Annotated in this window: 21 protein-coding genes and 1 pseudogene; 6 read left to right on the top strand and 16 right to left on the bottom strand. The window is 34.3% G+C overall.

The features are described 5' to 3' along the window. Nucleotides 1–71 precede the first annotated feature (71 nt). The 9 genes and pseudogenes from tnpA to JDW14_09585 form a co-directional block, all read right to left on the bottom strand. Nucleotides 72–536: pseudogene (gene tnpA, locus JDW14_09545) on the bottom strand (IS200/IS605 family transposase). A gap of 215 nt (nucleotides 537–751) precedes the next feature. Continuing rightward, on the bottom strand, nucleotides 752–2,227 hold the full coding sequence (gene guaB, locus JDW14_09550) for an IMP dehydrogenase (protein ID QQD65500.1): 1,476 nt from the start codon (nucleotides 2,225–2,227) through the stop codon (nucleotides 752–754). A gap of 241 nt (nucleotides 2,228–2,468) precedes the next feature. Beyond that, entirely contained in the window at nucleotides 2,469–3,308 is an 840-nt protein-coding gene (locus tag JDW14_09555; protein ID QQD65501.1) for a DUF1129 family protein, read from the bottom strand. 141 nt (nucleotides 3,309–3,449) lie between these two features. Further along, the gene (ychF, locus tag JDW14_09560) at nucleotides 3,450–4,550 is read right to left on the bottom strand and encodes a redox-regulated ATPase YchF (protein ID QQD65502.1); all 1,101 of its coding nucleotides are present in this window, start codon (nucleotides 4,548–4,550) and stop codon (nucleotides 3,450–3,452) included. A gap of 72 nt (nucleotides 4,551–4,622) precedes the next feature. Further along, entirely contained in the window at nucleotides 4,623–4,850 is a 228-nt protein-coding gene (locus JDW14_09565) for a DUF951 domain-containing protein (protein QQD65503.1), read from the bottom strand. 7 nt (nucleotides 4,851–4,857) lie between these two features. After that, nucleotides 4,858–5,742, bottom strand: coding sequence for a ParB/RepB/Spo0J family partition protein (locus tag JDW14_09570; GenBank protein QQD65504.1), 885 nt, complete (start codon nucleotides 5,740–5,742; stop codon nucleotides 4,858–4,860). Next, nucleotides 5,732–6,493 (bottom strand): ParA family protein, encoded by a 762-nt coding sequence (locus JDW14_09575; protein QQD65505.1) that lies wholly within the window; start codon nucleotides 6,491–6,493, stop codon nucleotides 5,732–5,734. The genes JDW14_09570 and JDW14_09575 overlap by 11 nt, the downstream gene beginning before the upstream one ends. A 14-nt stretch (nucleotides 6,494–6,507) precedes the next feature. Beyond that, nucleotides 6,508–7,227, bottom strand: coding sequence for a 16S rRNA (guanine(527)-N(7))-methyltransferase RsmG (gene rsmG, locus JDW14_09580; protein QQD65506.1), 720 nt, complete (start codon nucleotides 7,225–7,227; stop codon nucleotides 6,508–6,510). Nucleotides 7,228–7,428: 201 nt separating this feature from the next. After that, nucleotides 7,429–8,184 (bottom strand): NADPH-dependent oxidoreductase, encoded by a 756-nt coding sequence (locus JDW14_09585; protein QQD65507.1) that lies wholly within the window; start codon nucleotides 8,182–8,184, stop codon nucleotides 7,429–7,431. 291 nt (nucleotides 8,185–8,475) lie between these two features. Between JDW14_09585 and JDW14_09590 the strand changes: the two genes are divergently transcribed. The 3 genes from JDW14_09590 to mscL all read left to right on the top strand — a co-directional run bounded on the left by JDW14_09590 (nucleotide 8,476) and on the right by mscL (nucleotide 10,723). Further along, nucleotides 8,476–8,994 carry a folate family ECF transporter S component gene (locus JDW14_09590; protein QQD65508.1) on the top strand — a complete coding sequence of 173 codons (519 nt, stop codon included), beginning with the start codon at nucleotides 8,476–8,478 and terminating at the stop codon, nucleotides 8,992–8,994. Nucleotides 8,995–9,125: 131 nt separating this feature from the next. Next, complete coding sequence (locus JDW14_09595) at nucleotides 9,126–10,250, top strand: FAD-binding oxidoreductase (GenBank protein ID QQD65509.1); 1,125 nt, start codon at nucleotides 9,126–9,128, stop codon at nucleotides 10,248–10,250. A 92-nt stretch (nucleotides 10,251–10,342) separates the two neighbouring features. After that, entirely contained in the window at nucleotides 10,343–10,723 is a 381-nt protein-coding gene (mscL, locus tag JDW14_09600) for a large conductance mechanosensitive channel protein MscL (protein QQD65510.1), read from the top strand. Nucleotides 10,724–10,878: 155 nt separating this feature from the next. On the opposite strand, the gene efp is transcribed toward mscL, so the two are convergent. After that, a complete protein-coding gene (gene efp, locus JDW14_09605) occupies nucleotides 10,879–11,442 on the bottom strand; it encodes an elongation factor P (GenBank protein ID QQD66547.1) in 564 nt (187 codons plus the stop codon). A gap of 193 nt (nucleotides 11,443–11,635) precedes the next feature. Between efp and JDW14_09610 the strand changes: the two genes are divergently transcribed. Beyond that, the gene (locus JDW14_09610; GenBank protein QQD65511.1) at nucleotides 11,636–12,799 is read left to right on the top strand and encodes an aminotransferase class I/II-fold pyridoxal phosphate-dependent enzyme; all 1,164 of its coding nucleotides are present in this window, start codon (nucleotides 11,636–11,638) and stop codon (nucleotides 12,797–12,799) included. Nucleotides 12,800–12,865: 66 nt separating this feature from the next. Here JDW14_09610 and JDW14_09615 read toward each other — a convergent pair whose 3' ends face one another. From JDW14_09615 to JDW14_09635, 5 genes are all read right to left on the bottom strand, one after another. Further along, nucleotides 12,866–13,246, bottom strand: a complete 381-nt coding sequence (locus JDW14_09615; protein ID QQD65512.1) for an ABC transporter permease — start codon at nucleotides 13,244–13,246, stop codon at nucleotides 12,866–12,868. 504 nt (nucleotides 13,247–13,750) lie between these two features. Continuing rightward, nucleotides 13,751–13,975 (bottom strand): helix-turn-helix transcriptional regulator, encoded by a 225-nt coding sequence (locus JDW14_09620; protein QQD65513.1) that lies wholly within the window; start codon nucleotides 13,973–13,975, stop codon nucleotides 13,751–13,753. A gap of 278 nt (nucleotides 13,976–14,253) precedes the next feature. Then, entirely contained in the window at nucleotides 14,254–14,991 is a 738-nt protein-coding gene (locus JDW14_09625; protein ID QQD65514.1) for an ABC transporter permease, read from the bottom strand. Then, nucleotides 14,984–15,748: an ABC transporter permease gene (locus JDW14_09630; GenBank protein QQD65515.1), complete on the bottom strand. Its 765-nt coding sequence runs from the start codon at nucleotides 15,746–15,748 to the stop codon at nucleotides 14,984–14,986. The genes JDW14_09625 and JDW14_09630 overlap by 8 nt, the downstream gene beginning before the upstream one ends. A gap of 1 nt (nucleotide 15,749) precedes the next feature. Then, entirely contained in the window at nucleotides 15,750–16,658 is a 909-nt protein-coding gene (locus JDW14_09635; GenBank protein ID QQD65516.1) for an ABC transporter ATP-binding protein, read from the bottom strand. A 270-nt stretch (nucleotides 16,659–16,928) separates the two neighbouring features. Between JDW14_09635 and JDW14_09640 the strand changes: the two genes are divergently transcribed. Together JDW14_09640 and JDW14_09645 are read left to right on the top strand one after the other, a co-directional pair. Next, on the top strand, nucleotides 16,929–17,627 hold the full coding sequence (locus JDW14_09640; GenBank protein QQD65517.1) for a response regulator transcription factor: 699 nt from the start codon (nucleotides 16,929–16,931) through the stop codon (nucleotides 17,625–17,627). 16 nt (nucleotides 17,628–17,643) lie between these two features. Beyond that, entirely contained in the window at nucleotides 17,644–18,999 is a 1,356-nt protein-coding gene (locus tag JDW14_09645; GenBank protein QQD65518.1) for a HAMP domain-containing histidine kinase, read from the top strand. Nucleotides 19,000–19,144: 145 nt separating this feature from the next. Here JDW14_09645 and JDW14_09650 read toward each other — a convergent pair whose 3' ends face one another. Further along, nucleotides 19,145–19,588, bottom strand: a complete 444-nt coding sequence (locus JDW14_09650; GenBank protein ID QQD65519.1) for a YhcH/YjgK/YiaL family protein — start codon at nucleotides 19,586–19,588, stop codon at nucleotides 19,145–19,147. Between the last annotated feature and the right edge of the window lie 163 nt (nucleotides 19,589–19,751).

The raw sequence follows: 19,751 nt of genomic DNA on the forward strand, positions 1-19,751 counted from the left end.
ACGCTGGCTTTCACTTTGTTCAAGCCTTATTGCTCTTGACCCGTCACTCGCCTCTCAAAGAGGCGTTTGTATTACTTACCACTATCCCTAAAGGGATTTTCATATTCCTTCACACTCAATTTATCCAAGGCTATATTATGTTTCTCTTGCTCTTGAATATATTTCTTTATCGTGGCTTCATTTAATCCCACCGTACTCACATAATATCCTTCTGCCTAAAAATGTCGATTCCCAAATTTATATTTCAAATTTGCGTGTTTATCAAACATCATTAACGCACTCTTACCTTTTAAATATCCCATAAAACTCGATACGCTTATTCTTGGTGGAATACTGACCAACATATGTACATGGTCCGGCATCAGATGTCCTTCTATAATTTCGACTCCTTTGTAACTGCATAATCGTCGAAATATTTCTCCTAAACTACTGCGATATTGATTATAGATGATTTTTCGTCTATACTTTGGAGTAAACACAATGTGGTATTTACACATCCACTTTGTATGCGATAAACTATGTGCCTTTTGTGCCATGCGTTTTCTCCTTTCACTTTACAGTTGGCTTGAACACCACTATTGTAGCGCGTTTGGAGTTTTTTTGGTATAACCGTCGTTGCGCACCCGCATAGCGGGTGGTTTATTTGTCACTCACCTTACGGTGCGTGACGGACTAAAGTCACAAATTAAAAAGGAGTTGAGGAAAGCCTCACTCCTTTATTTATTTTATAGCAAAATAATTTTTATATTGTTTAACGTGAATAATTCGGAGCTTCTTTTGTAATATGAACATCGTGTGGATGAGATTCGATTAATCCAGCACCACTCATACGAATAAATTGTGCTTCTTCACGCAAAGCCTTTAAATTTTTAGAGCCTGTATAGCCCATTCCTGAACGTAAGCCCCCTAATAATTGAAAGACAATATCAGCTACACTACCCTTATAGGCTACTCGTCCTTCAATACCTTCTGGCACTAATTTATTAGCTTCATTTTTAGATTGGAAATAACGGTCACTTGAGCCTTTTTCCATTGCAGCCAAACTTCCCATACCACGATATGATTTAAAGCGACGACCTTGATAAATTTCAAATTCACCCGGTGATTCATCAGTTCCTGCTAACATACTTCCTAACATTACAGCATGTCCTCCAGCAGCAATTGCTTTCACAATATCACCAGAATACTTAATACCACCGTCTGCGATAATTGCTTTATCATACTCACGTGCAACTGACGCACATTCATAGATTGCTGTTAATTGTGGTACTCCAACACCAGCCACTACACGTGTCGTACAAATTGAACCTGGGCCAATCCCAACTTTAACAATATCGACACCCACTTCAAATAAATCACGTGTTGCTTCTGCTGTCGCCACATTTCCCGCAATAATCGTCACATTTGGAAACGCATCACGAATTTCCTTGATTTTACGAATAACACCTGCACTATGCCCATGGGCTGTATCAATTACCAATGCATCAACTTGTTCGTTAATTAATGCTTGTGCACGTTCAAATGTATCGCTCGTTACGCCAACTGCAGCTGCTACAAGCAAACGACCATGTTTATCTTTTGCAGCATTAGGAAACTCAATGACTTTTTCAATATCTTTAATGGTAATCAGTCCGGATAATTTCCCTTCCTTATCCACAATCGGCAATTTTTCAATTCGATGTTGATATAAAATCTTTTCTGCTTCTTGTAATGAAGTACCAACTTCAGCTGTTACCAAATTTTCAGCGGTCATAAAATTAGCAATCTTTTGCTGATAATCACTAATAAAACGCATATCTCGATTGGTAATAATACCAACCAATGTCAAATCTTGTTCACTTTTTACAATTGGCACACCACTAATACGATAATGCGACATCAAATTTTCAGCATCTTGAACTAGGTGTTCAGGAGTTAAATAAAAAGGGTCTAAAATCACTCCATTTTCCGAACGTTTCACTTTCTGTACTTCATGTGCTTGTTCGTCAATACTCATATTTTTATGAATGACACCCAATCCACCTTGTCGTGCCATTGCAATCGCCATATTCGCATCGGTGACGGTATCCATACTCGCACTAATAATTGGAATATTCAATTTTAAATTCGGTGCTAATTGCACAGTTAAATCAACATCATTCGGCAAAACTTCACTGCGTGCCGGCACTAATAAAACATCATCAAATGTATATCCTTCACGTTGAAATTTAGATTCCCATTTATTCATTCTTCGCATTTCCTTTCCTTTTTATCCTTAACTGAATAAGATTAATTGTTTAATAGAGTACCATTTGTATCATAAAATTTCAATCATTTTATTTAAAGAAAACGAATTTTAATTATACTTTAATATATAGCATTCGTGATTTTCTCGGGTTGGCTTAATGTCCACTTCGCACACTTGTGATAACAGGATAAATATAAAATAAAAGGGCAAGCTGACACCTACCCTTTACTTTCATATTAAATTAAAAGACGCCACCACGAATATTTAAGCGACGTTTCAAATAGAAACGTGCCACAATCGTTACTAAACCAATGACTAATAATACCATTGGTGGCAAGACTGGATTAATGACTTTCGGTACAAACGCTGTTACTAAACTAACGGCTGCAACCCAAGCAATCATCGCTAATGATGACATTCCAAAATAACGTAAATAACCTCTTTGCCCTTTGGGAGCATCTGGTTTCGGCAAATTCCGAGCAATCATTAACATCGCAAATCCAGCCACAATATAGTTGACAATCAATGTAATCAAGCCAATTGTATTTTGAACTTTATTAGACGCATTTAATAAAGAAAATCCTGTCATAATCGTATAGATTGAACCTAATAATAAAGCTCCGTCTAGAGCAATTTTCCATGGTTCAGACGGTTCTAAATCTTCTTTAGGCTCTGTTGGAAAATGCTGTTCCTTAATAATGGCTGCACATTCTGTTGGAGTACCATATAATTGTTTAGCTGTTTGACCTGTCTTTTGCCCTTGAATTAAGGTATCAGCAATTTCTGCAAATACAGCTTGATAGGCTGATTGTGCCAATTTTTCACTTTCTAAATGCTTATCCACTGCCATTAAATATTGTTGATTTTTTTTCGTTAAACGATTAAATACATCAGTTGTCACAGCTTTCAATACAGACTCAGTTTGACTTGGCACTACATAGACATCTGCTTCTTTCGCATCATGACTATCGCTTTCTGCTGTTTCGACAACTTTCTCTGTCGCATCAGAAGTAGCAAGGTCTTCCAATACCTCAACATCAACTTCAACTGCTTCAACGGTTTCTTTTGATTTATCTGTCATATTCTCACTCTTCCTTATTCAAGTACTATTATCCTATGCTGACTTCAATGAACTGAAATGCCCCTACTTTGCAACACTCTAAATATTCCTATGCTCCGTTAATTCATTTCAACTCATTCATCGTCGCACTCCGTTTTATTACTAGACATTAAATCTGAATAACATAATGTCGCCGTCTTGTACTTCGTATTCTTTCCCTTCAGAACGATAGCGTCCTGCTTCTTTTGCTTTTGTCATACTTTGATAAGTCATTAAATCATCATACGACACCGTTTCTGCACGAATAAATCCACGTTCAAAATCAGAGTGAATCACTCCAGCCGCTTGTGGTGCTTTCATTCCTAATCGGAACGTCCACGCACGTACTTCTTGCTCTCCAGCCGTAAAGTAAGTGGCTAATCCTAATAATGAATATGCCTTTTGAATTAAACGATCTAAACCAGATTCTGTTAAACCATAATCTTCTAAAAAGACAGCTTTTTCTTCGTCATCCAATTCAGCAATTTCTTCTTCCAAACGTGCACAAACTGGTACAACTTCTGCCCCTTGCTCTTTAGCCAACGCTTCAACTTGTGCTAAATAAGGATTCCCTGTTGGATCAGATACTTCATCTTCGCCAATATTCGCAACATAAAGCATTTTTTTACGTGTTAGTAAAAATAAGTTACGGACGAACGGTAATTGTTCATCATAAAATTCAACCGAATTGGCTAATTGATTATTTTCTAATGCCTCTTTCAGTTTTTCAAGCACTTCCATTTCAATCATTGCATCTTTATCTTTTGACTTAGCTAATTTCGCTACACGTGCAATACGTTTATCAACTGTTTCTAAGTCAGCAAAAATTAATTCTAAATTAATCGTTTCAATATCTGAAATCGGGTCAACCGTTCCAGACACATGGGTAATATTCCCGTCATCAAAACAACGCACTACATGACAAATAGCATCCACTTGTCGAATATGACTTAAAAACTTATTCCCTAATCCTTCTCCACGACTAGCACCTTTTACAATACCAGCAATATCCGTAAATTCAAAGGTTGTCGGTACTGTTTTTTTCGGTTTAATTAATTGAGTAATATCAAATAATCGGTGGTCTGGCACCTCCACAATTCCTACATTTGGTTCAATAGTCGCAAATGGATAATTAGCTGCCTCCACCCCTGCTTTCGTTATTGCATTAAATAATGTCGATTTACCTACGTTTGGTAATCCTACAATCCCTGCTGTTAATGCCATGCTTTCACTCTCTTTCATTCTTACTATGCGTTAAATAAAGACTTGATACCTTTTTCAATTGTATCCTAACCTTTATTCCGCATTATTTTCTTCATATTTCTTTAAAATTTTCTTGATTTTCTTATCAAAATCTCGACGCGTCATGGTAACAATATGTCCACAATATTCGCATTTAATTTTGATGTCCATTCCCATTCGAATCACTTGCCAACGATTTGTTTGGCACGCATGTGGTTTACGCATTTCAACTATATCTAATTTATCATAGGGTTTGCGTTCCATTATTACCTCACCTCTCATTGCTCCATTATAAATGGATATTTAATAAATCTAAAATACGAATTAAATCGGATTGCGATAAAAATTCAATTTCAATTTTACCTTTTTCACCTTTTTGCTGAACAACAGCATGTGTGCCAAAATATTCTTGCATGCGATTTTCAATCGCTTTTAAATACGCTGGCTTTTCAATTGTTTTATCTTTTTCGCTAGTCGGCTTTTGTATTTCCGGTGTTTCGCTTAAAGATTGTACCAATTCTTCTAACTGACGAACAGTTAATTGCTCTTCAATCACTTTTTTCGCAATTTCGATTTGTTTATCTTTATTTTTAATCGACAACAATGTACGAGCTAACCCCATTGATAAGTCACCATTATTTACCCACTGCTTAATTTGTTCAGGCAAACTCAATAATCGTAAATAGTTCGCAATATACGGACGACTTTTTCCCATGCGTTCAGCCACTTCATTTTGAGTTAAATTTAATTTAACCATTAAAACATTGTAGGCTTCAGCCTCTTCCATAGGGCTTAAATCTTCACGTTGTAAATTTTCTAAAACAGCAATTTCAATCATTTGCTCTTCATCAATTTGACGAACAATGGCTGGGATTGTTTCTTTCCCTGCTAATCGACTCGCACGAACTCGACGTTCGCCTGCAATTAATTCATACCCTTTAACAGACGATTGTCTAACAATAATCGGTTGAAAGACACCGGATTGTTTAATCGAGTTAGCTAGTTCTTGTAAAGCTGCTTCTTCAAATTTTTTACGAGGTTGATAGGGATTGCTGCGAATCTCAGATAATGCTAATTCTTCGACGATTTCATTATCATTGAGCTGGTCATCATAATTAGAAAACAAGGCATCCATGCCTCGACCTAATCCACCTTTTTTATTTTTATTCGCCATTTGCTAGCACCTCCCTAGCTAAATCCATATACATTTCAGCTCCACGAGATTTTGGATCATAATCAATAATGGACTGCCCGTATGACGGTGCAACAGATAAGCTGACAGTTCTTGAAATAACTGTACGATACACTTTTTCTTGGAAATATTTGCGTACTTCTTCCACCACTTCACGTCCAAGATTCGTACGTGTCAACATCGTTAACAACACACCTTCAATACGGAATGTCCGATTATAACGGCGTTGAATCAAACGAATTGTATTCAATAATTGACTTAATCCCTCTAAAGCATAATATTCAGCTTGTACCGGAATCAATATCGTATCACTTGCCGTAAAGGCATTTATTGATAATTGCCCTAAAGACGGTGGACAATCTACTAAAATATAATCAAAATCATCACGAATAGGAGCAACGGCATTTTTTAAACGCAGCTCACGATTTTCAATATTCGCTAACTCTACTTCAGCTGCTGCTAATTGAATCGTTGCTGGAACAATATAAAGTCCTTCTCTTGATGTCGGTAATATACAGGGTGCCATTGGAATCTCATCTACTAATATTTCATATAAACTATTGATAACATTGACACGCTCAATACCCAAACCACTGGTTGCATTACCTTGAGAATCCGAATCAATAATCAAAACTTTTTTACCTAGAGCTGCTAAGGCAGCTCCTAAATTGACGGTTGTCGTTGTTTTACCTACGCCACCTTTTTGGTTACCTACCGCAATCATTTTTCCCATATCGATGCTCCTTTCTATTTAATTGGTTGTTTTATTGGTTTTCCTGCTTTACGGGGATATTTTTTTTGTGTTTCTAATGTCTTACGAATTTTAATAAAAGTTCGTTCACTGTCTTCGACAGGCAATAAAGCCACTTTTACTTCTTCTAATTTAGCACCTAGTACATGAATCGCTTTTTGAGCATCATCTAATTCCTCTTGACCTTTGGCTGCTTTAAGTGCTAAGAAATAGCCCCCTTTACGCACCAATGGTAAACAAAATTCTGATAATACATTCAATGACGCTACGGCTCTGGCTGTTGCAATATCAAATTGTTCACGGTATACAGGATTTTGCCCCGCATCTTCTGCTCGAGCATGAATCGCTTGCACATTGTCTAATTGTAATTCTTCACTAACAATATTTAGAAAATTAATACGCTTATTTAACGAATCAATAATCGTTATCTCCAACTCTGGTTTAACAATCTTTAACGGAATACTTGGAAATCCAGCTCCCGCCCCCACATCAACCAATCGCTGTTGATAATGCTCAAGTGGTAATTCCCATAAAAGCATAATACTATCGAAGAAATGCTTTAAATACACCTCGTCTTTTTCGGTAATCGCAGTTAAATTAATCTTTTCATTCCATTCAATTAACAGCTCATAATAGCGTTCAAATTGCTGAATTTGATAATTTGATAACTCAATTCCATGCTTACGCAATTCTATAATAAATTGTTCAATATTCATCTTATGAGCCTCCTCTATTTTGTGAAACAAAAATGTTTCACACTATACTACTTTACCCCAAATACCTTGAAATAGCAACTTTTTTTCGCAATTCCGTACGACTATTCCTAGCACTATTTTGATAACTTTCCACAACAAATAATAAATACGCCTAGACGATTTTTAACGACTAAGCGTATCGCTCATTTTATTTAAAATAAACTAATCCTTTAAGTTCAAATCGAATCCTTGTGCTTCAATCACTCTCATAATTTGCGACCGTAATACAGGGGCGATTTCAAATTTTTGTGTAACTTGGTCAGTAAACGCAAGCGATTTTTGATTTGATTGACGTGAATCATAATAATTTGCCATTTCATCATCGTATGCCGCTAAATCTGCCATAATATCTTCATGATATGGATAGGTATTTTCACCGATTTTATAGCTAAATGGCATACGTGGTTTTAATTCTGGTTGGTCAGCTGGATACCCAAAACCAATCCCTAAAATAGGAAAGGTCAATTCTGGTAATCCTAATATGTTAATAATCGCTTGACTATCATTTAAAATGCTCCCAAAATAGACAGCTCCCATACCCAATGACTCGATTGCATTCGTTACATTTTGTGCTGCTAAATAGGCATCTGCTGCTCCTTGGAAGAAGAAGTCCATTGAACGATAATTAGTGCCTGTATATCCTTTCTGCTGCGCAATCGTTTTATTACGATAGCTATCCACAATAAAAATAAGCAGTTCTGGTGCCGTAACAACATAAGGTTGCTTACAAATTTCTGCAATGGCACGACGTTTTTCTAAATCTGTGATACGAATAACCGAATAGGATTGCAAGCCATTACTCGTTGCCGTTCGATTCATCACTGCAAATAATTGCTCTAATACATCATTTGAGACTGCTTGTTCTTTAAAAAATCGAATAGTACGATGATTTAATTGATGCTTTATCGTTTCGTTCATATTGAATTCTCCTTACACTTGATTACTTTATTAGTTTAACGGCTACACATTAAATTTTCAAATAATTCATCTATCTTCCTATATTGATTCATGCTACAATATAGCCGTTAGTCAACACTATTATGACAGAGTAGAGAAATTGCGTTAAGTGTTAATGGATGGAATGTTGCCATTAAACGAAGAAATCAATCTTTCGCGATAATTTCTCGCATTCGCTGCATTTATTGTAGCTCTCTGCACAACACGCAGTGCGAGTAAGGACGTCACGCACTAGAATAAGGAGAGTATTTTATGAAAAAGAAATTAACTACGATTCAATTATCGTTATTAGGCATTATTTTAGGAATTCGCATCGCAATGAGTTTTATTCCATCATTTAAAGTTGGAACCTTTGTAGAACTTGGGGTTGGATTCATTGGCACTGCCCTTTCAGGTGCTCTATTTGGGCCGTTTTATGCAATGGTTATCGGTGTGATTAATGATATTATTACAGCATTAATACATGGCAAATCATTCTTTTTTGGTTATACACTGAGTGCTGCCATTGCTGGACTTATTTATGGTTTTGGATTATGGCGAAAAAATCATTCTCTTAAACGAATTTTTAGTACTGTACTACTTATCACCATAGTAGTAAATTTAGGTTTAGGTTCCATTTGGGTTAAAATGATGACAGGTAAAGCATGGGAAGTCTTTATGGGTATTCGTATTATTAAGAATATCTTTTCATTATTTTTGAACACTTTTATTTTATACGTTTTATTTAATCACCCAACTATTAAACGTTACATCGACCGCTATAAATTTTAATTAATTTCATGACTAACAATTGAAACATTCACCTTTCGGAGCGTTTTTCGCTCCTTTTTTTATTAGTCTTTCAAGTGGTACTGTGATAAACTATTTTTATAATTAAACTCATGTAGAAAGCGAGTCTTTAAATGACAAAAGAATCAATAGCAATTATCGGCGGTGGTATCGTTGGCTCTACTGCAGCTTATTACCTCGCCAAAGCCGGATATACTGTTACCTTATTTGACGAAGGAACCGGACAAGCAACTTCAGCGGCTGCAGGCATCATTTGTCCTTGGTTTACCCTACGCCGTAATAAACCGTGGTATTTTTTAGTTTCTCAAGGAGCAGAATTTTATCGCCAACTAATGCGTGACCTAACTGATGACGGCTTTGAAACCACTCATATTTTCAAAGAACAAGGTGCATTAATCATTCGTAAAAATCAAAAAAGTTTAGATCGTGATATCGACGCTAGTACATTGAAAAAAGAAACAGCTCCGTCTATACAAACTGTCAAGACTTTATCACCTCAAGAATCAAATGAACTTTTTCCAATGTTAGAAACAGATTATAGTGCAACACATGTACAAGGTGGTGGACGAGTAGACGGTGCGGCATTAATTAAGACATTAAAACAAGCATTTACAATGCATGGTGGGCAACTAATCAATAAAGCAGCTATGTTAACTAACGAACATTTAATACAATATCAGCAACAGGAACCACAGTCCTTTGATAAAATCTTACTCGCTGCTGGAGCATGGCTCCCTAACCTTTTAGAGCCACTCAACTATACTGTCGATATTCGCCCGCAAAAAGGACAACTCTTTAGTATTCAAACAGACTACCAAGACACTGGTAACTGGCCTGTCATCATGCCCCCTGGTAAAGTAGATATCATTCCAAACGCTAATGGCGAAATCGTGATTGGCGCAACACACGAAGATGATATGGGATACGATTTAACTATTGATAATAATAAATTAGAAGAATTATTCGAAACAGCTAAAAATTGGATTCCGTCAATTACTAACTATTCAATCCACAATACAAGAGTTGGTATTCGTGCCTACACTTCCGACTATACGGTATTAGTCGGAAAAGTGCCACAAACCACTAATATTTGGGCTGTGAGTGGTCTAGGGTCATCAGGATTAACAAGTGGGCCTTATCTAGGGTACCAATGGGCACAACTCGTTCAAACAGGAAAATGGACTATTAGCGAAACGGACTTCCCCATTAATAAATTTATACAAAAAACTAACTCATAATTAAATTTCATAAAGAAAATGACGCTAATGCTTACTTTTATAGCAGAGTTATGATATATTATATGTATATTCAAGTAAGGGAGGAAAAAATAATGTGGAAAGAATTTAAGGCTTTTATCGCAAATGATAACATTTTACAATTAGCTACTGCCGTAGTTATGGGTTCAGCTTTTACAGCAATCGTTAATAGTTTAGTTAATGATATCTTCATGCCAATTATTGTTGCTATTACAGGACAAGCAGATGTATCAGGAATCTCACTACAACTAGGAAACACAACAATTGGAATTGGAATGTTTTTACAAGCAATTATTAATTTCTTATTAATCGCTGCAATGTTATTTACTATCATTAAAGCATTAGAAAAAGTTAAACGTCCAGCTCCAGCTCCAGCTGCAGCTGAAGAAGTTCCTGCTGGTCCAAGCGAAACTGAATTATTACAAGAAATCTTAACTGAATTACGTAATAAATAATAAAAAATGCCCCCTAAGTAATGCTTAGGGGGTTTTTTATTTGAATAAAATAAAATTAAAAAAAGAGCCAAACAATCAAGCATTCGCCCAATCATTTAACTCTCCTCAGTATTTATAATCTATCAGCAATAGGAGTTAGCACTCCCCACTAACAATTATTTTTGTGCACGACGCATATAAGTTCCTTCACTTGTATTGATTTCTAAAGATTCTCCTGCTTCGATAAAGTCTGGAACGTTAACTACCAAACCAGTTTCCATTGTAGCTGGTTTACCAGAACCTGTAACAGTCGCACCTTTAATTGACGGTTGAGTTTCAGCAACAGTTAATACTACCGTACTTGGTAATTCAACCCCAATTACTTCAGTACCGAAGAATTGAATTTTAGCTTCCATATTTTCCAATAAGAATTTCAATTCACGTTCAATTGAATCAACTGGTAATTCATATTGCTCATATGTTTCTAAATCCATAAATGATGCAACATCACCCATACTATATAAATATTGAACTGTTTTAGTTTCAATAAATGCACGTTCAAATTTTTCATCTGGACGGAATGTAGTGTCGTAAGTAGCTCCTGTTCTAACATCACGTAATTTCATACGCATGATTGTATTACCTTTACCTGGTTTATGGTGGCTCGCTTCTAATACGCGAATTAATTTTCCGTCTTGTACAATTGTCATACCTGCTCTTAAATCTACTGCAGAAATCATAATCATTATGTCCCCTTTATTCATTTTTTCACTGATTCATTATAACACAACCATTAGAACGGATACAAATGTTAATTTTATCTACTGGCATGCCCTAACGCTTTCAAAGTGAAAAATATCTTAAATACAATCTTTATGGATATAGAAAAACTATGGTATAATGACGGTAAAAATTTTACATGAGGTGGTCACTATGTCATTATTAGCCAATTGCTTTAGCCATAATGTTACGAGTATCGGTATCTCGGCTATTCGTGAGTTTGATGAATTTTGCAATCAAATTAATGGTATCATCAAATTAACACTTGGAGAACCGGATTTCACAACTCCAGAACATATTAAAAGTGCCGGTATCCAGGCAATTGAACAGAATGTGACACGCTATACACACGCTTCTGGTATTTTGGCATTACGTCAAGCAGCAACAGAATGGCTCGCTGATCGATATGATTTACACTATACAGCCGATGAAACAATTGTCACACATGGTGCCACAGAGGGATTAGCCATTGCCTTACATGCGATTATCAATCCGGGTGACAAAATTTTACTACCCTCACCATTTTTTACACTCTATCAGTCCATGATAAAAATTAATGGTGGCATTCCAGTGATGATTGATACGTCCGATAATCACTTCATTCTATCGCCTGAAATGTTAACAGCTGCCTTACAAGAACATGGTGAGGCTGTCAAAGGAATTGTATTGAATTATCCAACGAATCCAACAGGTATTACATGGAATGCTCAAGAAGCTGAGGCAATAGCAAATGTCTTACGAGATAAACCTATTTTTGTTATTAGCGATGAAGTTTACAGTGAATTTGTCTATGACGGCGACCACGTTTCGATTGCTAGTTTCTTACCTGAACAAACTATTGTTGTGCAATCGTTATCCAAATCACACTCCATGACAGGTTGGAGAGCAGGTTTTAATTTTGCACCGCAATATATTACTGATGAAATGAATAAAGTTCATCAAAATTATGTCACAAATGCCACGAGTATTTCTCAAATCGCTGCACTAGAAGCCGTCTTAAATGGACGAGAAGATGCACAGATAATGCGAGAATCCTATATTCGTCGTCGTGATTATATTCATGAGCGTATGACTAAAATGGGCTTTGACATCATTAAACCAAATGGTGCCTTTTATATTTTTGCTAAAATACCTGAACCATTTGAACAAGACAGTAGTAAATTTGTCATAGAAGTGGCACAAAAAGCACGTGTAGCACTCATACCCGGTAGCGGCTTTGGTATCGGTGGTACAAATTATGTTCGTCTAAGCTATGCAGCTAGCGATGATGTCATTACTGAAGCAATGAATCGATTAGAAGCCTTTATGAAAAGTTAAACAATTAAAACAGTGGAACTAAGCAAACAATTCCACTGTTTTTCCTATTTCATGATTTTCTTTCTGTCAATTGATAGAAGAATAAACTACCAAATACAATATTTGTAAAGGTAAAACGATTCCTATTAAAGCAATTATTTTACCAGCTACAAGTTTATACATAGAAATGCGGTTTGCTCGAAGCATGTTAAGTGTTTTTCTTTCGAATTCTGGTAAAAACGACATACCAATAAAAATCGATAATAAGGGAGGAAATAATAAACTACTATTATACAAAGTTAACTGTCCCCACAATACTCGTCCCTCACTACCTAAAATTATATTATTATGGTAATAATAGTAATTAAACAACGCGACAAAGGTAGAAATAAATAAAAATAGTAAACCTATAAAAAACATTGATGTTTTTTTCATTTTTTTCCACTCAGCTATAGTAAAACTAATCATTGTATCCTCCTTTCTTTTTTATCATGATAGTAACTATATAACAATTTAAAATAACAAAAATTATATTCTAAGAATGAGATTTTGAGTCGGTAGAAATTCATAAACGCCACTGGTATTAACACCAATAAAACGATATGGTGCCAAATAAGAGGAACCTATCCACGGACATACAAAGCTCCAGATAAAAGAGGAAAACTTCATTAGGACTATACCTATGATTATTCCAAAACTTTTCCTCCTGATAACGTGTTACTCTATAATTTCCTCCGTGGGTATGACTAGTTAAATCATGCATGGGCATCTCACCCGCTGTCCTTTTACGCTGGCAGCCTGAACGTTCAGAAGTATCATTGTCCTTATTTGTGGTCATGGCAGATAGAGAACCACTCTATTTTATAGCTAATAATCTTCTATCCTATCACAGCGTATCTCACTAAATTGCTCGACAAATAAGAAAGTCCCACCTCGGTTTATTCAATTGTCAATGAACAAATCAAGGAGAGACTATTTTATTTTATGTTTTATCCTATCTGGACAATCTGTTAACCCTAATAGGTAATCTGTACTAACGTTATAGAGTTTAGAAAGTTGCACTAGAACATTTGCCGTTAAGGCAACCTCTCCTCTCTCAATTTTTGCATAATTTGTATGAGAGAAGGAAAGTAAATTTGCAACAAACTTTTGAGTGAAATCGTGATCTTCCCTCAAATCCCTTATCCGTTGGTACATCTAGCTTTCTCCTAAGAAAAGTATATGTTACTTTCAGAAAAAAGCTGGGAAATTGTCATAATATGACAGTAATTATTGCGTCATTCCTATATTATGATAATAGCCCATGCAAATTCATCATTTAAATTTGCAAGAAAGTTATTGTTCTATTCTTTATGTAAATCAGACTTACTATCATTTCAAGGACAAATCGAAAATCAGCATAGCGATTATTTTATGAATCTGAGTTTCATTTTATCTACTATGTTGAAGAACTACACAAAAAATTTATCATCACGTTATTCATTATTCTCCAATTTCTTAACAGTTAACCAATAAAAAATGAAACTAAACAAGGAGTTTACTGTAATAAATAACATAAACTCTAAAAATGACATATCATTCAATACCCTACTTCGTAAACCAATCATCGGCTGAGAATATGGAAATAATTGATTAATAAAACCACCTAGCATAATAAAAATAAAACCTGAGAAGGAACCAATTGCTGCAACTCCAACCGATTTAGCAAAATTCTTAGTTTTTGCCATAAGATAACTGTGAATCATCAAAACAGAACTTGAACCAATAACTGATAATATTGTAGCTCTCAAAAATAATAATAAATCTTCTATTTGAAATGGAATTTGACTAAGATAAAGAGTTAATAAATAGATAGCAAACAGCACTGCTTGAATTACAGATACCAAAAACAAAGCTAATAAAAACTTACTTAGTACCATCTTCTTAACTGATACTTGATTAGATCGTAGCATTTCAAGTGTTTTTCGTTCAAATTCAGGAAGGATAATTAGACCTGAGAATATAGCTAACATAGCTGGAAAAAGTAACTGCCCGTTATAAAAAGTCAGCTGTCCCCAAAGAACCCTACTCATCTGTTCTTCAATCAACACATCGTAGTTCAAGAAAAAATTAGCTAATCCAATAAAACTGGATAAAGCAAGAAAAATAAGACCAATAGCTAAAATAACGACTTTACGACTCTTAATCCACTCAGCTTTAAAATAATCAATCATAATTTTCCTCCTTCTTTTTAACCAATAAGTACTTAATAATAAAATAGACAAATATACAATAAAATAGATAGATAAGATAGTTGAGTGGTACACTCTTGTCCCAAACAAATATGTAATCTAATTTATCTCCATAATGTAAAACTTTTATGCGATAAAGTGCAAGGAAACTTGAACCCCCGAAAGGAAAGATTAGATTTAACCATTTAGATGCTTCGGATAGAACCATCCCTAAAAAACCTGATACAAATCCAATTCCTAAAACCATACCATGTTTTTCTAATATCATAGATAGAAATAGAAAAAAAGTAATTAAAGTAAAACTAGCCATCGTCAAACCTACAACTTGTAATAGTAAATTTGAAACAGCAACATCTATACCGTATCTAACAGCATTTAAATATACAATCAATACTTGTACTACATTCAATAATAGAAAAACAGTATTCGTAAAAATAAGCTTTCGTTTGAAAATGGTTATAAGATTTATATTATTCGCTTCTTGTAGTTTAAATGTATTTCCTTCTTTTTCGTTACTAACAATTCGGGATACAAAAAGACTAATCGCAATTGGTAAAAAAATAGGAGTAGCTTGTAAATTATTGAAAAATAATCCAATTGTCCTTAACTTTGGTACATCTATGCTTCTTGATGCTGCTAGTAATGACCAAGTTACTGCTACAAACATCATCAAAAACGATATCATAAATGACTTTGTTCGTTTACTCTTCAATAATTCGATTTGTAATACCTTTATCATTTTAAGCCTCCTTCGTTAACGAAAGGAAAATATCTTCTAGGGTCTCACTTTCTCTAACCACTCGGAAAATACGGTATCCGTTTTCTGTCAAATAGCTCACCACATTAGCTAATTGATTATTATCAATATTACTTAATTTTACATGACTTGCGGAGGCACTCAAAATTTCTACAGTTCCTAGTTCAACTAAAGTGTGAACAATATTACTCTGTGAAAAATCACCACCAATCTCAATCCAAGTATTTGATTTAATAGCTTCAATTTCTCCTTCATAAACTAGACGACCATGATTGATAATACCCACTCGATCTGCAATATGTTCAATTTCTGAAAGAATATGACTAGAAATAAAGACTGTCAGACCTTTTTCTTTGGCTAACTCAACAATCAATTCACGAATTTCATGAATACCTGCTGGATCAAGACCATTAGTAGGCTCATCTAATAATAAGATTTTAGGCTTTTTTACTAATGCAAATGCTAAAGAAAGACGTTGTTTCATACCTAGAGAATAGGCCTTAACTAATTTTTTTCGATTTTTTTCATCAGCTAATCCAACAAGTTCCAATGTTGGCCAGATATTATTTTTATCAAATCCTACCATTTTTTGAAATACTAATAAATTTTCGTAACCCGTTAAATTAGGATAATATGAAGGCTCTTCTATCATAGATCCAATCTGACTTAAGTAATTTTTGTCTTTTCGAATGTCTTTTTTATTAACAAAAATCTCACCTGAAGTCGGATCTACAAGGGATAGAATCATTTTCATCGTTGTCGTTTTCCCAGCACCATTTGGACCTAGAAAACCATAAATCTCTCCCTCCCGTACAGTAATTTTTTCAATATCTACAGTAGTAATATCTTTGTAGACTTTTGATAATTGGCGTAATTCAATCATATTTTTCATCACAATTTCCTCTTTCTATTTAAAATTCTTGGTTACAAGTTCATCTTACATCGCCGTCCTTAAGACAAAATAAAGACAACCTAAATTTAACTTTAAGATTATAGAATCTAAATATTTCACTTCTTATAGAATACAAACTAAAATCCACGCTCATTGAAAAACGCTACTGTATCCTTGTTTTTTGTACTATATTGCTCTAAAATGATAACGTATAGACGGCATTTTTACTCAATGGCAAATTTATTTATATATAATTTTGGAGGGAAAAAGATGAACTTTGAAACACAATTATTAAACAAACATCTATTAATTGTAGATGACGACAAAGCATTAAGCGAATCGATTAAAGAAGTACTGATAAGTCGTGGATTTAAAAATATTAGTTGTGCTTACAGTATTAGTGAGGGAATTGATGTTTTTTCAGTATCCCACATCGATTTAATTATTCTAGATGTCATGCTCCCAGACGGAGACGGTTACTTGCTTTCTAAATATGTGAGAAAATCTTCTGATGTACCAATTTTATTTTTAACTGCTAAAAATAATCCTGACGATGAAATTAAAGGACTAGATTCAGGTGGAGATGACTATGTTACCAAACCTTTTTTACCTAAATCTCTAACTTATCGTATTCTTGCATTATTGAGGAGAGCTTACAAAGATGAATCGGAACTCATTGAACTAACCGACTGTATCATTGATTTGAATAATGCTCTCGTTAAAAAAAGTGGTCAACCTTTGTCACTTACTCCCACAGAAATCCAGATTCTTCGAAAATTATATGCTAATAAAAATTATATTGTTTCGACTGAAACGATTTGTGATACTATTTGGGGACTTGAAAGTTTTGGATATGAAAAATCGCTAATGGTACATATTCGTAATATCAGAGAAAAAATAGAGCTTACTCCCTCTAAACCCAATCATCTCATCACTGTTAAAGGTCTTGGCTATAAACTTGTTATATAAATAATTGAGGGCACCTATGAATATTTTCAAAAAAAATATACTAAAATTTATTTTATCTTTTATGCTTATTATCTTAGTTAATATAGTACTATTAATTGCTGCAGGAAATTATATTCGCAGCCAACAGTCTGCAACAAAAGTCATCGAAACCGTATCATCTGAAATTGTTTTATCTAACGGAGATTATATTGTCAGTCCAAAAGCCAAACATTTAATTGATGAACATAAGTTATGGCTGATGATTATTGATAAGAATAATGGCAAAGAGAAATTCAACATTGATAAACCTAAAGATATAAACAATCAATTTAATTTCGCAGATGTTGTGCGTTTCTCTAGATTTTATTTAAAAGATTATCCAATCTTTACTCAAATAAAAGACGAAGATAATGATATCTATATTATTGCCTTTCCAAAAGATAGTATTATTAGATACAACAATAATTATTTTGAATTGAACCGAATACAAATTTTCCCAATTATTATTGTATCCATTATTTTAGCTAATATATTATTTTGTCTATTTATCTATCTTTATAGTATCACTTTCCTCAATCGAAACATTAACCCGATTATTAATGCCATTCTAAAACTACCACATGGTGTAAACACACAAGTGAAATCTGTACAAGAATTAAATAAATTAACCCTTGCCATTAACTCAGCTAACCAAAAACTTCGTGAAAATGAAGTGTTTAAGGAAAATTGGATTTCTGGAATTGCACATGATATCAAAACACCACTTTCAGTTATTGTATCCAATACATCTCTAGCAATTGAAAAAACTGACAATGAAACTTTACTAAATTACCTAAAGCCCACTCTAGTTGAAAGCCATTATATCCAAAATCTTCTTAATGATTTAAATATATTTGCTCGATTAACAAATGAGAATCTGATTTTACAACGAGAAATTGTATATATTGTTCCATTTTTTAAAGAAGTTATTATTCAAATTATTAACCAAGAGATTTGGCATGATTTCAATTTTGAATTCACTGCTGACGAAAGTCTGTATAACAAAAAAATGTATGTCGAAAAATCGTTAATTTCTAGAATTATTCATAATTTGATTTATAACTCTATCCTTCACAATCCGTCTGGGTGCGATATTCAAATTATCCTTAAACATCTACCAAATAATAAATTTTCGATTACCATATGTGATAATGGCATTGGAACTTCTCCCGATAGACTGAATAATATTAATAAAATTGAAGAATTTAACTTTGATATTTCTGGAGTTCGTAGAAGTGGTATGGGATTAAAAATTTCGAAACAAATTGTTGATTTACATAGTGGTGAAATGTTTATCGACAGCCAATTAGGTGAGTACTTCCTGACAACCATAACATTGGACAGTATTAATTAAGCACAAAAAAGAACTGAGCAAAAGCCATACGCTACAATCACTTCATTCATGAAACTTTGTAGCATTTGAACTTTTGCCCAGTCCCTTATTTTTAAGGGAGTTGAGTTACAGTAGCTTTATTACTTTGGATACTTATATACAAAAATTAAGATACCTTTATCTTAACAACTGCTTTTTTATATGCATTTGACTGTTCAATATGACTGCTCGGCAAATGTGCATCTTCAGGAAACACAAGATAAAACATACCTTCTTTAATTGTAACGCATTCACCATTTCCTTCTAAAAATCCTATATCTTTTGACGCATCATACGGTATTTTTTCCTTTAACTGATGAACATTTTGCCATTGCATCACTTCTTGACCGCTCAACACAATTTGAATATCTAAATAATTTTGATGATATTCAAACATTCCCTCTTCCATTGGTAATGTTTCACCTTCCATGACATTGATAAAGTCAACATCTGTTAAATCTGTTCTACCAAGTGGCAATTTTGCTACTTCCATTATTGTTTGTGAAAATTGTTCAAAACGTGGAATAATAGCAGCGTATCGTGGTAAATTTGTTAAATAATCTAAAATCATTTTGGTCACTCCTATTCTGGCTCCAATGAGCTGAAATGACTTCCACTTCGGAGAATCCCTCTGTGCGTTTCTCGCACGCCGGTATTCTCCTCCAGTGGTTCATTTCAAAACGCTCCTTGTCGCACTTTGTGCTATTCTATCTTATTCTTCACTCAACTCATTT

This window comes from Aerococcaceae bacterium zg-252 (assembly GCA_016237705.1).
GTDB lineage: Bacteria > Bacillota > Bacilli > Lactobacillales > Aerococcaceae > Globicatella > Globicatella yangjingiae.

Bases quoted from the DNA above. Each gene is read 5' to 3' on its own strand.
- JDW14_09610 (QQD65511.1), top strand. From the start codon at position 11,636: ATGTCATTATTAGCCAATTGCTTTAGCCATAATGTTACGAGTATCGGT.
- JDW14_09590 (QQD65508.1), top strand. From the start codon at position 8,476: ATGAAAAAGAAATTAACTACGATTCAATTATCGTTATTAGGCATTATT.
- JDW14_09650 (QQD65519.1), bottom strand. From the start codon at position 19,588: ATGATTTTAGATTATTTAACAAATTTACCACGATACGCTGCTATTATT.
- JDW14_09570 (QQD65504.1), bottom strand. From the start codon at position 5,742: ATGGCGAATAAAAATAAAAAAGGTGGATTAGGTCGAGGCATGGATGCC.
- JDW14_09555 (QQD65501.1), bottom strand. From the start codon at position 3,308: ATGACAGATAAATCAAAAGAAACCGTTGAAGCAGTTGAAGTTGATGTT.
- JDW14_09630 (QQD65515.1), bottom strand. From the start codon at position 15,748: ATGATAAAGGTATTACAAATCGAATTATTGAAGAGTAAACGAACAAAG.
- ychF (QQD65502.1), bottom strand. From the start codon at position 4,550: ATGGCATTAACAGCAGGGATTGTAGGATTACCAAACGTAGGTAAATCG.
- JDW14_09615 (QQD65512.1), bottom strand. From the start codon at position 13,246: ATGATTAGTTTTACTATAGCTGAGTGGAAAAAAATGAAAAAAACATCA.
- guaB (QQD65500.1), bottom strand. From the start codon at position 2,227: ATGAATAAATGGGAATCTAAATTTCAACGTGAAGGATATACATTTGAT.
- rsmG (QQD65506.1), bottom strand. From the start codon at position 7,227: ATGAATATTGAACAATTTATTATAGAATTGCGTAAGCATGGAATTGAG.
- JDW14_09575 (QQD65505.1), bottom strand. From the start codon at position 6,493: ATGGGAAAAATGATTGCGGTAGGTAACCAAAAAGGTGGCGTAGGTAAA.
- JDW14_09565 (QQD65503.1), bottom strand. From the start codon at position 4,850: ATGAGAGGTGAGGTAATAATGGAACGCAAACCCTATGATAAATTAGAT.
- mscL (QQD65510.1), top strand. From the start codon at position 10,343: ATGTGGAAAGAATTTAAGGCTTTTATCGCAAATGATAACATTTTACAA.
- JDW14_09635 (QQD65516.1), bottom strand. From the start codon at position 16,658: ATGAAAAATATGATTGAATTACGCCAATTATCAAAAGTCTACAAAGAT.
- JDW14_09645 (QQD65518.1), top strand. From the start codon at position 17,644: ATGAATATTTTCAAAAAAAATATACTAAAATTTATTTTATCTTTTATG.
- JDW14_09620 (QQD65513.1), bottom strand. From the start codon at position 13,975: ATGTACCAACGGATAAGGGATTTGAGGGAAGATCACGATTTCACTCAA.
- JDW14_09640 (QQD65517.1), top strand. From the start codon at position 16,929: ATGAACTTTGAAACACAATTATTAAACAAACATCTATTAATTGTAGAT.
- JDW14_09625 (QQD65514.1), bottom strand. From the start codon at position 14,991: ATGATTGATTATTTTAAAGCTGAGTGGATTAAGAGTCGTAAAGTCGTT.
- JDW14_09595 (QQD65509.1), top strand. From the start codon at position 9,126: ATGACAAAAGAATCAATAGCAATTATCGGCGGTGGTATCGTTGGCTCT.
- efp (QQD66547.1), bottom strand. From the start codon at position 11,442: ATGATTTCTGCAGTAGATTTAAGAGCAGGTATGACAATTGTACAAGAC.
- JDW14_09585 (QQD65507.1), bottom strand. From the start codon at position 8,184: ATGAACGAAACGATAAAGCATCAATTAAATCATCGTACTATTCGATTT.